Genomic DNA, 14,296 nt, shown 5'->3' with positions numbered 1-14,296 from the left:
AACAAATGATTTGAATGGAAATATAAATTTGTCAGCTAAACTTAGAATATTCCTGCTTACGGCCATTGCACTCTTAGCGCTGGTTCTGGGTTATCTTGTTGCTGCTCTAACCCGTCCCACACCCCCGTTAAATCAGGCCGCACCAAACTTTTCACTTGATGGCGGATTTAATCTGGTTGATGAAACCGGACAGCTGGTAACACAAGACAGCTACACAGGGAAATTCAGGCTAGTTTACTTCGGCTTCACTTTTTGCCCAGATGTATGTCCGATGCAACTTGAAGTAGTAAGCCGTGCGCTCGAAATTGCAAAAATCTCACCCGATTGGCTGACGACGCTCTTTATTACGCTGGATCCCGAACGCGACAGACCCGAGGAAATGGCGATTTACACAGATACTTTTCACAAAAATATTATTGGTCTGACGGGGTCATTGGATCAAATTCAACAGGCGGCAAAAGCCTATAAGGTTTATTTCCAAAAAGTTTCAGATCCGGAAACCACCGGCGGTTATACCGTTGATCACAGTTCAATCGTCTTTCTGATGGGGCCAGATAATAATTACAGGCAACATTTTACACATCGCGACAGCGCCGAAGATATTGCCGAAAAAATCACGACAATCATTCAAGTAGCTCACAACTAGATATCGAGATTTGTCACTGACAAGGCATTATCCTGAATAAATTGCCTACGTGTTTCGACCACATCACCCATTAGCTGTTCAAATAGATTATTGGTCTCGGCAACATCACTGATTTTAACTTGCAATAAAGATCTCGCATTATTATCCAGCGTTGTTTGCCAAAGTTGGTCAGGATTCATCTCCCCCAACCCTTTATATCGTTGCAGGCTGAAACCCTGTTGCCCGATTTCAAGTACAGCCTTTAGGAGGTCTGTCGGCGACAAGATGCGTATGGATTTATCCTTATGATTTAATTGCGCCGGGCCAAGGTAAGACGCTTGTAATTCCTTGGTCATTTTATCTAGCCTGCGCGCATCCGCTGATGCGATAAGCGGGCCATCAATATGAATTTCCTCGCGAACGCCACGCAAAACACGCCACAAATGCAGCCCACCATCTCCAGACGGCTCCCCATGCCAACCCCGTTCAATATCCTCAAAAAGCATATCCAGTCTTTTGGCAATATAAGCCGCGCTTTGCTCCGCTAGGTCTGTTTTGGACATAATATCCGGCGTCAACGCGCCCGCAATTGCAGTTTGTTCAATGACAAAATGCGGATATCTTGGCGGTAAACCCGCGAGTATCGTTCGAATTTTAAGTGCTTGATTAACCAGTTCACGCAAATCATTACCGGAAATCTGCTCACCATTATGCAGAACCAAAACAGCATCCTCGAGCCCTGAATTAATAAGGTAATCTTCAAGCCCGGCTTCGTCCTTAAGGTAGGTCTCGGAGGATTGCTTTTTCACCTTATAAAGTGGCGGCTGAGCAATATAGAGATGCCCGCGCTCAATAATTTCCGGCATTTGCCGATAGAAGAAAGTCAGAAGTAAGGTTCGAATATGCGCCCCATCAACATCCGCATCCGTCATAATGATGATTTTGTGATATCTGAGTTTCTCAATATTAAAATCTTCACGCCCAATACCGGTTCCCAATGCGGTAATCAGCGTACCTATTTCATTAGATGACAGCATCTTATCAAAACGTGCGCGTTCAACATTCAAGATTTTACCCTTAAGTGGCAAAACTGCCTGATTGCGTCTGTTTCTACCTTGCTTCGCAGACCCGCCCGCAGAGTCACCCTCAACAATAAACAATTCGGAAAGCGCAGGGTCTCTCTCCTGACAATCCGCAAGTTTGCCCGGCAGACTTGAAATATCCAACGCCCCCTTGCGGCGGGTTAATTCACGCGCCTTGCGGGCGGCTTCTCTGGCCGCAGCAGCCTCAGCAACCTTGGCGACAATATGCTTTGCCTCATTGGGATGTTCCTCAAACCAGTTATTCAACACATCATTGACGACGCTCTCAACAACCGGGCGCACCTCAGAGGACACCAACTTATCCTTGGTCTGGCTGGAAAATTTGGGATCAGGCACTTTAACCGATAAAACAGCCGTTAGACCTTCACGGCAATCATCGCCTGTAAGCGTCACTTTTTCTTTTTTAGCTATGCCGCTGGCATTGGCATAACTGTTCACAGTTCGCGTTAACGCCCCTCTAAAACCAGCCAAATGCGTGCCACCATCTCGCTGAGGAATATTATTAGTAAAGCAAAGTACAGTCTCATGATAGCTGTCATTCCACCACAATGCGATTTCAACCCCGATGCCATCTTTATCAGAGGCAATCAATACAGGGCTCTCAATCAAGGGTTGCTTAGCCCGGTCAAGATAACGGGCAAAAGCTTCCAGTCCGCCTTCATAAAACAGTGTGGTCTTTTTTCTTCTGCCCCGCGCTGGTCGCTAAGCTCAATCGTAACGCCACTATTGAGAAAAGCCAATTCGCGCAAGCGATGCTCCAGTGTGTCAAAGCTGAAATCCGTCATGGTGAAGGTTTCATCTGATGGATGGAAGGTAATCTGAGTGCCGGTCGTATCAGCCTTGCCGATCTCTTTCAAATCCTCTTTAGCCTCACCATGCTCGAAGCGCATCGAATGGGTTTTGCCATCGCGATAAATAGTCAGCTCAAGCCAGTCCGAAAGCGCATTGACCACGGAAACACCCACCCCATGCAGACCACCAGAGACTTTATAACTATTCTGGTCAAATTTACCCCCAGCGTGAAGCTGTGTCATAATCACCTTAGCGGCTGACATGTTTTCTTCTTCGTGGATTTCAGTGGGAATACCGCGCCCATTATCCGACACAGTAACCGAACCATCTGGATTCAGCATAACGGTGACCCTATCACAATGCCCTGCCAGTGCCTCGTCAATCGCATTATCGACAACCTCATAGACCATGTGATGCAGACCTGTGCCATCATCCGTATCACCGATATACATGCCCGGGCGTTTTCTGACAGCTTCCAGGCCTTTCAGAACCTTGATGGAGGACGCGCCGTAATCTTCCTCCTGATTATCCCCTTTTGACTTTTTCTTTTTGTCACTCATTATTCTCTCCACATGCTATCAGGCGTTCTTGATGAGCTGCCCGTCAAAAGTTAAATGTGTCCCAGTAAACGCAATCTGCTGAAACACCGCCGGATCGGTTCCGGTAATCCAGGCCTGCGCCCCCAGATTTTCAATCACCTCAATAAGCGCGGCGCGGCGCGTCCCGTCCAGATGGGCGGCAACTTCATCAAGCAATAAAAGCGGCACCCGCCCAGTCTCACCAGACATCACGCGCGCTTGCGCCAAAACCAGCCCGACAAGAAGAGCTTTTTGTTCACCTGTCGAGCAATCAGATGCAGGCATATCTTTACCCTTATGACGCACAACCAAATCACTGCGATGCGGCCCTTCGAGCGTTCGCCCAACAGAAGCATCCAACCCACGCGATTTTTTCAAATGAAGACGAAAAGCATCTTCAACATCCAGCGCAGAGTCCTGCCGTAAGGCGGCTTCCATCCAGCCCTCAAGTGCAATTTCAGCTTCGGGGAAGGCATCATGGCTATGCTGTAACCCTGCAGCCAACGCATCCAACGCAGTTAGGCGGGCATCGGCAATCGCAACGCCCGACACCGCCATATTACTTTCCAAACTGTCAAGCCAGCTATCAGCAGACGGATCCTCCTGTAAGAGACGATTACGCTCCCGCATGGCACGTTCATAATCTTGAGACATTTTCGCATGTTGCGGCGACAGACCCAATGCATAACGGTCAAGAAACTTGCGGCGCCCGGATGCGCCATCAACAAACAACCTATCCATCGCCGGTGTAAGCCATAATTGCGGCAACATCACTGTAAGACGGTCAAACCCTTTAACATTTTGCCCGTCAATTCGCAGTCGGCGCGTATCGGCATTAGGGTCAATTCCAACACCAATTTGAATATCTTCTTCCTGTGTACGCACCAGTGCCGATACTGACCACGCATTGGCACCATCGCGTCGCGCCAGTTCAGATAGCTTTGCAGTTCGCAAGCCTCGCCCTGGGCCGAGCATAGAAATTGCTTCAAGAATATTGGTCTTGCCGACCCCATTATCTCCGGAAAGAACAACAATACCCTTGCTCGTAACAATATGGGCTTTAGCATGCGATCTAAAGTCAGTCAGCTTCAGTTCAGCAATAGAAGGGGCAAAGGTTTTAGCTTTTTCATTATTTGCCACATTTCGTTTAGCACTTTTTATCGTGCCATCTGGCAAGTCATGATTAGTTTGAAGCATGTGCCTCAAACCCGCATTGGCATGAGGACATAAAGCGCGTCGGAGTCCTGCTCATCGCGAATAAGAGTTGGCGAGCCGGAGTCTGCTAATTCAAAAACCGCCATATCTCCATCCAACTGGCCAGTAATATCTAGCAGATAACGCGCATTAAAACCGATATCGAGAGCGTCGGCATTATAACCAACCCCTAATTCATCCGTCGCACTGCCACTCTCAGGATTTGAAACCGTGAAGGTCAGTGAGTCATTTGCCAGACTGAGCTTAACAGCGCGTGATCGTTCATTTGAAACGGCAGATACCCTATCCACACATTGCACAAATGCTTTGGCATCAACCGAAAGGCGTTTGTCATTATTAGACGGAATAACGCGGTTATAATCCGGGAACTTACCGTCAATGAGTTTCGACGTTAGCGACATATTCTCATGCGAGAAATTAATTTTGGTTTCAGAAACCTGTACCGAGACTTCACCACTTGAATTTTTTAATAGTTTTTGCAGCTCGTTGACCGTTTTGCGCGGCACAATAATCGCCGGCATTTCATTGGCCCCAACAGGTTGCGGGCATTGTGCTTGCGCCAGCCTATGACCATCAGTGGCAACGGCGCGTAACATGGATGTCCCGCCCTCATCAACAATGTGAAGATAAATGCCGTTGAGATAATGACGTGTATCTTCATTTGAAATCGCAAAACGGGTTTTATCAATGAGCCTAAGCAAATCTCCCGCCGGCAGAGCGAAGGCATGCGGCATGTCACCTAATGTCAGGGAAGGGAAATCCTCACGGGGTAGGCTTTGAAGAACGAAGGAAGAGCTGCCAGAGTTCAAACTTAATTGTGTCGCAGCCTCATCTTTGGAGAGATTGACCTGACTGCCAGCTGGCAATTTATTGACAATATCATAAAGCATATGCGCCGGAGCAGTGGTGGCACCGGTTTCGGCAACTTCAGCCTCAATGCTCTCTTTTATTTCTATTTCAAGATCAGTCGCGGTTAGCAACAAAGCCCCGTTTTGAGCTTCCAGAACAACATTAGACAGGATTGGGATGGTATTTCTGCGTTCCACAACACTCTGGACATGTTCAAGTGCTTTTAGGAGGGCGCCCTGTTCAATTGTTACTTTCATTTCTTCATTATCTCCTAAAGATAGGCATTTCTAAAGGCTCCTAAGCGTCTGCAAGCCGAAAGACGAATCACGTTTAGAATATAACACCTAAATGGCCTTCATGACACTATTTAGGTACGGATTTATGACCTGTTTTGCCGATTAATTGGGCAGAAAATACAGCTTCATAAGCCGTCATAAGTGATACTTAAACACAAGATGTAAAGATTTTGGCTTTCAACTCAAAGGGAGGGAGCGATTTATGCCTCAAGGCTGCGTAACAGCAGATCTACATCTTCTTCAATTGAAGGGTCGGACTCACGTAAGCTCTCAACTTTACGAACAGCATGAATGACCGTTGTGTGATCCCGCCCGCCAAATTTGCGACCAATTTCAGGCAGAGACCGTGTCGTTAATTGTTTAGAGAGATACATAGCAATTTGACGCGGACGAGCGACAGCGCGTGAACGCCTTGCCGACAACATATCCCCCATGCGGACATTATAATAATCCGCCACCTTGCGCTGTATCTGATCAATGGAAATCCGACGTTCTGACGCGCGCAACAAATCACGCAAAATTTCTTTTGCCATTTCAAGCGTTATCGGACGACCACTAAAGGAGGCGAAAGCAACAACTCTGTTAAGTGCGCCTTCCAGTTCACGTATATTCGTCGCAACACGCTGGGCAAGAAATTCCATCACCTGCTCAGGAACAACAGCATCCTTATGATTACGCATCAGTGTCTCAGCTTTGGACTGCAAAATACCCAGCCTTAACTCATAATCTGTCGGGTGAATATCCGCGACAAGTCCCCAGCCCAGTCGGGATCGAATGCGCTCCTCAATACCCTCAAGGTCTGAAGGCGATCTGTCAGCCGAGATAATCACCTGATGATTGCCGTCAATTAATGCATTGAAAGTATGGAAAAACTCTTCTTGAGTGGATTCCTTACCAGCAATGAACTGAATGTCATCAACCATCAAAACATCAACCTCACGGAATTGCTGCTTAAAAGACATCATGTCTTTATATCTGAGCGCCCGGATGAACTGGTACATAAACTTTTCTGCAGATGTGTAAATCACTCGTCGGCTCGGGTCATTACGACGAATTTCCCAGGCAATCGCGTGCATCAAATGGGTCTTACCAAGACCAACGCCGCCATAAAGGAAAAGCGGGTTATGCAGTTTATAGTATGACGGATTTCCATCGGTAATCCGACGGGCTGCTGCATGAGCCATCTCATTGGATTTGCCGACCACAAAATTATCAAAAGTATATCTTGGCTCCAGCGGCGCACCGACATCATCCTGGCCACGCTCTTCCGACGGTAAATGGTTGACTTGTGTATTTTGGACCGGCTGCGAGGAACGGCTATCCGTTACCACACGGCTTATCGTCTCAGGTTGCGTAGCAGGTTGGTGCATCGCAGGTTGAATGCTTACATTGATTTTACTGATGGCATCATTCTCTTTTTTCCAATGGCCAAGAATGCGCTTCAGGTAATTCGTTTCAATCCAGCTGCCGATAAACTTGGTGGGCACCTGAATCGTAATTGAGGTGGCTGTGGCTTTCAAAATTTCAAGATGACGGAACCAACTATTAAAAGTAGCTTCCCCCAATTCGGCTCTCAACCTCGACCTGACACGCTCCCACTGCCGTTTGGCAATGACGAGGTCGTCTGTCGTTTTACCTTGACGATTTTGCTCCGTGTTTTCTTCTGACATCGTTGCTCCATCCTGCTTATGCAAGAAATATTTCCTGTATCGTTATCATTGTTGAACCCATGGGAGGTTGTCTGACTTCCACCCATTGACACCGCCTCTATGATGTTCACGGTTAGCATCACCCTCAAAACCGCCGGCAATATTAAAACTGGCTTCATAACCATGAGCTTTTGCAACTCTGGCAGCAGAAGCCGATCGTGCGCCGGAGCGACACAAAAACAGCACGGGCGATGTTTTGTCCGGAATGGCAGCTTCCAGCATATTTATGAAATCAGCATTAAGATTCATCTCAGGAAACATTTGCCAGCTGATGAACTTTGCTTCCTGATGAATTGAGGACACATCAGGGATGCCGACAAAAGTCCATTCTGCTGAGGTTCGAACGTCCACCAAATTTGCGGCGGCGTCACGACTGAGAATTTCATAAGCGGTGTGAGGCGTGACATCTCCGTCATATCCGTTGGCGGAGTTTTCAAGAATCGAAAATTCGAAAGATACTGTTTCTTTCCTTTCGACATCACCCTGCATTTCCGTCTCCGCTTTAAGTCATTCGCTGATAATCAGCAATTTGTTTTGTGTGTGACAAGAGAAGTTTCGGCGGATGAAAGCTTAAGGTAACTTAAGATAGTTCATCATATACTTATCATGTCATAGCGCTTTTGGAGTTAGGCAACAAAGTCTGTAAAAGGCACGCACTCAATTTTTGAAACTAAAGATACTCAAAAAATTATTCTCAAATAGAATTTCCCAACGAACTGATTCTCATTCAAATCTTTAAAATGCTCCTAAGATGCCCCCAAATAAAAACCTCAGTTTAATCCGGTATTTCTTCATCATTTATGAAAATATTTAAGATTTATGAACTATTGAGATGTGATTTTAAGACCCTTATGACGATTGTTTCCTGTTCTCCCAAGAATAACCATATCCAGACGGAGCATGGCTGGCAACTAGAAGGAAACAAGAACTTCTACTTTTTTTTATTTTTTTTTAATGTTTTTGAAAACCCGATGTCACAATGAGGAACTAATCCTGACAAATTTAAAAATGCCTGTGAGTAAAAGTGAATGAATATGAGATTTTGAGACTAGCGGCAATATTAAGTGCCAAAAATCCGCAGGGTTAGCCGAGTTTTGCAACGCGCTTAGATAGACGGGATACTTTGCGTGACGCTGCCCGTTTGTGCAAGATGCCTTTTTGACCATTTCTCATAATGGCCGGCTCAGCGTTTTTCAGGGCTTCCTGGGCTGCGCTTTTATTGCCTGCGGAAATGGCTTCTTCAACGCTACGGATAAAACTACGCATGCGCGAACGGCGGGCTTTGTTTACCTCGGTACGTTTGGCAATTTTACGAACCATTTTTTGGGCAGATTTAGTATTCGCCATAATGAGTGGTCTCTCTCGTTAATACGATTTTGTAAATCAATATGATTTAGGCAATTTCGCGTAAAAATACGTCTGACAAATTTTTCATCAGGATGGGCGGTTTTATAGGCCGCACTGACGCAAGCGTCAACCTTTAAAGCGACAAAAATTGAATTAATTTCCGGAGATTGGTTGCAGACGGAAAAACACCACACCGCCTTCATATTTAATTGTTAACGCCTCGTCTTCACGGTGGAAGGTCTCGCTGTTCCTGACCGCCAATTCGGGCTTAATCTGCCAGCCCAGATTAGGCAGGCTTAAACGATAAAAAGCGAAAATATCTGCCGAAGGAATTGCCGCCAAAGCTTCAATGGAAACAATTCGGCCTTCCGGTTTGTCAAAAATTAACGCCCCCGTCTCGGCTTCAGACAAGCCAGGCGCAAGAGGTATATCCGGCGCAACAGACAGGAATGTAGCCGCAAGTGAACTCCCGACTGAAAGAACAAATACGATAGACCACACGATCAATTTTTGTGACATATTTTTAAAAATTATATACATCATCTTGTTTGTGTCATGATTTCTCGTGAGATGACAATATTTTATTTTCGGGACGCATGTTTATCTATTGACGGATCACACCATTCTTACCAAGTCACCTTTGACATTTCGAACAATAAAAACTGGAACGTCCGGACTGCACAATCCTTTTAACTTTACCCTCACAATAAGACGTCAAACAAGCCTCACCCTCGCGGTCGTAAACATCAAAATTATGCTGAAAATATCCCGCTGACCCTTGTGCACCTGCAAAATCTCTTAACGTTGAACCACCTGCGGTTATGGCTTCATCAAGAACATTTTTGATGGCCCTAATAAGCCGCGCGGTACGAACGGGGCCAATATGGCAAGCGAGTCTTCGCGGTGAAATGCCTGAACGGTATAAAGCCTCACACACATAAATATTACCCAGCCCGGCAACGACACGTTGATCCAACAAGGCAGATTTAATGGGTGTCCGCCGATTTTTCAGCTTCTCCAGCAACAAATCTGCATCAAAACGATCACCGATAGGCTCCGGCCCCAATGCGCGCAGATGTTTTGACTCATCCATATCAGTCGATGCCATCAAATCCATGTAGCCGAACCGGCGCGGATCTGTATAAACAAGCTCCGTCCGGTCATCAAACCAGAGATGCACATGGTCATGCACGCCAATTTGATTATGTGTCGTATGATAAAAACGAGCCGTTTCGCCGGTTTCACCCTGGACAAGTTTATCTGATTGGGTCGGATAAACCGTAAAACGTCCGGTCATGCCCAGATGGGTTAGCCAGATTTGGTCATCTTTATCACCAGCTTGGTGATTGCCGAGTTCAATGAGAATATATTTAGCACGCCGGGTAATATTTTTAACCGTGCTGCCCTCCAACCCTTCTTGCAACCCATGAGGGAAAGGGAAGCGCAAATCGGGGCGCCGAAGCTCAGCACGCACAATACGCCGACCAATTATATGTGCGCGCAATCCCCGGCAAACTGTCTCAACTTCAGGTAATTCTGGCATGGAACATCTTTCAATCTGATATACATATCACTTATATCAATTTTTCAGTGCCGCTATTTCTAGCCTATTCACAAGGATTGGGCTATCGTCCTGAAAAATAACCAAATGAAGTGACATGACAGAGAAAACCACAACAGCATCCTTCGGTCGCGAAGACGTGCCAATAGATGAAAAACAAAAACGCGTGCATCGTGTTTTTGAAAGTGTTGCTGATAAATATGATGTGATGAATGATCTCATGTCGGGTGGCCTGCACCGCGTCTGGAAACAACATATGGTTAACAGCCTCGCTTTGCCCAACGGAAACCGCGACTTTCATCTACTGGATGTTGCGGGTGGCACGGGCGATATTGCTTTTAAAGCCGCCGCTCAAGCTGGAAACGGGTTTGCCGCTATCATTTTAGATATCAATGAAGCCATGTTACAAGCTGGGCAAGCACGGCTTGAGAAAAAGAAAAATATATCTCACCCAGAAAAAATTAATTTTACTGTCGGTAATGCCGAAGCACTTGCCTTACCTGATGGGTTCTTTGACGCTTACACAATTGCTTTCGGCATTAGAAACGTCACACATCGCGACAAGGCACTAGCGGAAGCCTATCGTGTATTAAAACCCGGCGGACGGTTTTTGTGTCTGGAGTTTAGCCATGTGGCCGATCCGATACTCGGAAGACTATATGACCGCTGGTCGTTTAACGTCATCCCCAAAGTCGGCAAGCTCATCGCCGGAGATGAAGAAGCTTATAATTATCTTGTTGAAAGCATCAGACGGTTTCCCAAGCCGGATAATTTCTCTCGTGAAATTGAAGCGGCTGGCTTCTCACATGTTCGGCATGAAAAGCTCTCCGGAGGTATTGTAGCCCTGCATAGTGCATGGCGGGTTTAAAATGCGGCTTGTCAGTTTCTTCAAACTTATCGGTTTCATTCGGCTGGTGTTCGCACAAGACAGCTTGTTACCTCCTGATTTCAAAGAAAAGGCACCATTATGGCTGAAGGGGCTCCGCAAGGTTTTCACTTTTGGTGCTAGAAAATTTGACCAGGACTCACGCGGCGTTGAATTATCTAAAAAACTGCAATCACTCGGCCCTACTTACATAAAGCTCGGTCAGTCACTCGCAACCCGTCCCGATATTGTCGGCCTCAAGCTGGCAAAGGATTTACAATTCCTTCAAGACAGCCTGCCCGCCTTTCCGATGAAGGTTGTAGAGAAACTCCTAATTGACGAACTGGAACAACCTGTCAGTGAGTTGTTTGACGATTTTGCCCCCCCCGTTGCAGCCGCTTCAATTGCACAAGTGCATAAAGCCAAACTCAAAGACGGAACACATGTGGCGGTCAAAATATTGCGCCCGGGCATTGAACAAAAACTAACCACTGAATTATCGACCTTTATGTTTGTTGCCCATCTGGTGGAGGCTCTTATCCCATCAGCGAGACGCTTACGCCCGGTTGAGGGTGTCCGCACACTCTGGGATAGTGTGAAGCTTGAAATTGATTTGCGTATGGAGGCTGCGGCACTTTCTGAAATGCGTGAAAATACACTGAAGGATGCTAAATTTGATGTTCCGGAGGTGATATGGGAAGCCACAGCCAAACGGGTTGTGACCATGCACTGGTCAGATGGCACAAAAGCCTCAGATCTTGAAGCCCTAGAAGCCGCTGGGCATAATATGCAAGATCTTTCCATCAGGCTGATACAGGCCTTTTTGACCCACGCGCTCCGCGATGGGTTTTTCCATGGCGATATGCATCAAGGAAATTTACTGATTTGCCCCGACGGAACATTCGTAGCTATAGACCTCGGCATCATGGGACGACTTGACCCGAACAGTCGTCGTTTTCTGGCAGAAATTCTTTATGGCTTTATCACTCGAGACTATCGGCGCGTGGCACAAACCCATTTTGATGCGGGTTATGTACCGGATAGCAAAAGTATGGAGGCCTTCGCTCAGGCTCTGCGTGCCATTGGGGAACCCATTCGCGGGCAGGATGCCGACAGCATTTCCATGGGGCGGGTTTTAACCCAACTGTTTGAGGTCACCGAACAATTCGACATGCAGACCCAACCACAATTACTCCTCCTGCAAAAAACCATGGTTGTCGTGGAAGGCGTTGCTCGAAGTTTTGATCCCAAACTTAACATATGGGATGCGGCTGATCCCGTTGTCTCGGGCTGGATTAAAGGCGAATTGGGGCCTGAGGCAATTTTAAAAGACGCAGTAGACGGCGTGCAACGCGCTGCCAAATCTATCGGGCGGCTACCTGACACGTTGGAACGCGTTGAACGCAATCAGGAACAGCTTGAAAAAATTCTCTCCGATAAAGGGTTTAAAATTCATTATGAAGACGAGAAAAAAAATATTCTGAAGCCATGGTTGCTCATATCAAGTCTCGCTCTCGGCGGTTATTTGACTTATCGTATTTTCCAATAAATTCTGGAATGGTATCAAGAGCTTAAAATTACATTTAATTTCGGTAGAATTTGTTTTATACCAATTGCAGACAGATAAAGGATTTCCGAATGTCTGCACGATTGTTAAATAAACGTATTTTGCTGATTGTCGGAGGCGGCATTGCTGCCTACAAAACCCCCGAACTCGTTCGACAATTGGTCAAAGAAGGCGCAGATGTACAATGTCTGCTCAGTAAATCAGGTAGTGAATTTGTAACCGCCCTCACCCTAGCATCGGTCAGTGGCAATAAAGTCTATCAAAATCTTTTTGACCTCACCGATGAAACGGAAATGGGTCACATTCAACTGTCTCGGAACGCAGATCTCGTACTTGTCGCACCGGCAACGGCAGATTTGATTGCAAAAATGGCCCAAGGATTTGCTAATGACCTCGCCAGCACCACTTTACTGGCAACCGACAAGCCGGTGATGATTGCCCCGGCTATGAATGTGCGCATGTGGCTTCATGACGCCACTCAACGCAATCTTGAAACACTTAAAAATGACGGCATTACCATTATTAACCCCAATGAGGGTGATATGGCCTGTGGTGAAACCGGCCCCGGACGCATGGCTGAACCCGTGGAAATTATGGAAGCCGTTGCTCAAGCACTGATGCCAAAAGGCCCTCTAAAAGGACTGAAGGCACTTATTACAGCGGGGCCAACACATGAGCCGATTGATCCTATTCGTTATATTGCCAATCGATCTTCCGGTAAACAGGGCTATGCCATTGCAGAGGCAATCGCTGTCCTGGGTGCAGAAACCTTGCTCGTTTCCGGCCCTGTTAATTTGCCGGATCCGGAAGGTGTGCGGGTTATTCGCGTAGAGACTGCGCTTGAAATGGCCGCAGCCTGCGAGGAAGCTTTACCAAGTCAGATTGCCATCATGACTGCGGCAGTTGCAGACTGGCGCACGAAAGAGTCCGCTCAAGAAAAAATCAAAAAAAACACCGACAACACCCCGCCGTCATTAGAGCTGACAGAAAACCCGGATATTCTTGCCGGACTTGTCGCTCATACACTTCGCCCTGATTTGATTGTCGGCTTTGCCGCTGAAACCGAACAAGTCATGGATCATGCGCGGGCAAAATTTACCCGTAAAGGTTGTGACTGGCTCATGGCGAATAATGTGTCCCCCGATACTGGAGTGATGGGCGGTGACTTTAATACCATTCATTTTTTGACCCAAACATCCGAAGAAAGTTGGGAGATGCTGAGCAAACAAGATGTGGCCCTCAGGCTTGCGGATAAAATTGCGGATTACTTCTTAGAAACGCATAAACTAGAAAAACAGGAGGCGCGCTAATGGCCCGACATGTGAGTATTGAGATTAAACGCATGCCCCATAGCGAGGGCTTACCTCTGCCATCTTATGAAACAGAACAAGCCGCAGGCATGGATTTGCGCGCCGCGTTACCGGAAGATAACCCCATGACGCTGGCTCCAGGCAAAACTGCAATGGTACCGACAGGTCTGTCCATGGCTCTACCCCAAGGTTTTGAAGCTCAGATTCGCCCACGTTCGGGACTCGCAGCCAAATTTGGTGTGACCGTGCTCAACAGCCCCGGCACGGTTGACAGTGATTATCGCGGCGAAGTGAAAGTCATCCTTATTAATCACGGGCCAGAAGCCTTTGAGATTAATCGAGGTGACAGAATTGCTCAGATGGTTATTGCGCGAATCACACAAGGCATTCTGCAGGAAACAGACGCGCTACCCGATACGGAGCGCGGCGAAGGCGGATTTGGCTCCACTGGCGGCACATCCAATGGCTCTCAGGGTTAA

General features: G+C 47.0%; 12 protein-coding genes and 1 pseudogene. 5 read left to right on the top strand and 8 right to left on the bottom strand.

Going from position 1 to position 14,296, the window contains the following annotated elements; genetic code table 11:
* Positions 1-28 precede the first annotated feature (28 nt).
* Complete coding sequence (locus RS24_RS07995; RefSeq protein WP_021777703.1) at positions 29-646, top strand: SCO family protein; 618 nt, start codon at positions 29-31, stop codon at positions 644-646.
* On the opposite strand, the pseudogene gyrB reads toward RS24_RS07995, so the two are convergent.
* The 8 genes and pseudogenes from gyrB to mutM form a co-directional block, all read right to left on the bottom strand.
* Positions 643-3,080 (bottom strand): annotated as a pseudogene (gene gyrB / locus RS24_RS07990) (DNA topoisomerase (ATP-hydrolyzing) subunit B). The gene RS24_RS07995 and the pseudogene gyrB sit on opposite strands and share 4 nt — an antisense overlap.
* A gap of 18 nt (positions 3,081-3,098) precedes the next feature.
* Complete coding sequence (gene recF, locus RS24_RS07985) at positions 3,099-4,295, bottom strand: DNA replication/repair protein RecF (RefSeq protein WP_021777700.1); 1,197 nt, start codon at positions 4,293-4,295, stop codon at positions 3,099-3,101.
* A 5-nt stretch (positions 4,296-4,300) separates the two neighbouring features.
* The gene (gene dnaN, locus RS24_RS07980; protein WP_021777699.1) at positions 4,301-5,419 is read right to left on the bottom strand and encodes a DNA polymerase III subunit beta; all 1,119 of its coding nucleotides are present in this window, start codon (positions 5,417-5,419) and stop codon (positions 4,301-4,303) included.
* 239 nt (positions 5,420-5,658) lie between these two features.
* Positions 5,659-7,128: a chromosomal replication initiator protein DnaA gene (gene dnaA, locus RS24_RS07975; protein WP_081696256.1), complete on the bottom strand. Its 1,470-nt coding sequence runs from the start codon at positions 7,126-7,128 to the stop codon at positions 5,659-5,661.
* A 45-nt stretch (positions 7,129-7,173) separates the two neighbouring features.
* Positions 7,174-7,656 (bottom strand): rhodanese-like domain-containing protein, encoded by a 483-nt coding sequence (locus RS24_RS07970; RefSeq protein ID WP_021777697.1) that lies wholly within the window; start codon positions 7,654-7,656, stop codon positions 7,174-7,176.
* Positions 7,657-8,250: 594 nt separating this feature from the next.
* The gene (gene rpsT / locus RS24_RS07965; protein ID WP_021777696.1) at positions 8,251-8,514 is read right to left on the bottom strand and encodes a 30S ribosomal protein S20; all 264 of its coding nucleotides are present in this window, start codon (positions 8,512-8,514) and stop codon (positions 8,251-8,253) included.
* A 153-nt stretch (positions 8,515-8,667) separates the two neighbouring features.
* The gene (locus tag RS24_RS09805; RefSeq protein WP_131443761.1) at positions 8,668-9,033 is read right to left on the bottom strand and encodes a hypothetical protein; all 366 of its coding nucleotides are present in this window, start codon (positions 9,031-9,033) and stop codon (positions 8,668-8,670) included.
* 115 nt (positions 9,034-9,148) lie between these two features.
* On the bottom strand, positions 9,149-10,057 hold the full coding sequence (gene mutM, locus RS24_RS07955; RefSeq protein WP_021777694.1) for a bifunctional DNA-formamidopyrimidine glycosylase/DNA-(apurinic or apyrimidinic site) lyase: 909 nt from the start codon (positions 10,055-10,057) through the stop codon (positions 9,149-9,151).
* A 115-nt stretch (positions 10,058-10,172) separates the two neighbouring features.
* On the opposite strand from mutM, the gene ubiE reads away from it, so the two are divergent.
* The 4 genes from ubiE (at position 10,173) to dut (ending at position 14,296) form a co-directional block, all read left to right on the top strand.
* A complete protein-coding gene (ubiE, locus tag RS24_RS07950; RefSeq protein ID WP_021777693.1) occupies positions 10,173-10,943 on the top strand; it encodes a bifunctional demethylmenaquinone methyltransferase/2-methoxy-6-polyprenyl-1,4-benzoquinol methylase UbiE in 771 nt (256 codons plus the stop codon).
* A gap of 1 nt (position 10,944) precedes the next feature.
* A complete protein-coding gene (gene ubiB, locus RS24_RS07945; RefSeq protein ID WP_021777692.1) occupies positions 10,945-12,489 on the top strand; it encodes a 2-polyprenylphenol 6-hydroxylase in 1,545 nt (514 codons plus the stop codon).
* Positions 12,490-12,578: 89 nt separating this feature from the next.
* Positions 12,579-13,817 (top strand): bifunctional phosphopantothenoylcysteine decarboxylase/phosphopantothenate--cysteine ligase CoaBC, encoded by a 1,239-nt coding sequence (coaBC, locus tag RS24_RS07940; protein WP_021777691.1) that lies wholly within the window; start codon positions 12,579-12,581, stop codon positions 13,815-13,817.
* Positions 13,817-14,296, top strand: coding sequence for a dUTP diphosphatase (gene dut / locus RS24_RS07935; RefSeq protein WP_021777690.1), 480 nt, complete (start codon positions 13,817-13,819; stop codon positions 14,294-14,296). Before coaBC ends, dut begins: the two co-directional genes overlap by 1 nt.

It is taken from the genome of Candidatus Micropelagos thuwalensis, from assembly GCF_000469155.1.
Classification (GTDB): Bacteria; Pseudomonadota; Alphaproteobacteria; order RS24; family RS24; genus Micropelagius; species Micropelagius thuwalensis.
This window is presented reverse-complemented; position numbering and strand designations above follow the sequence as displayed.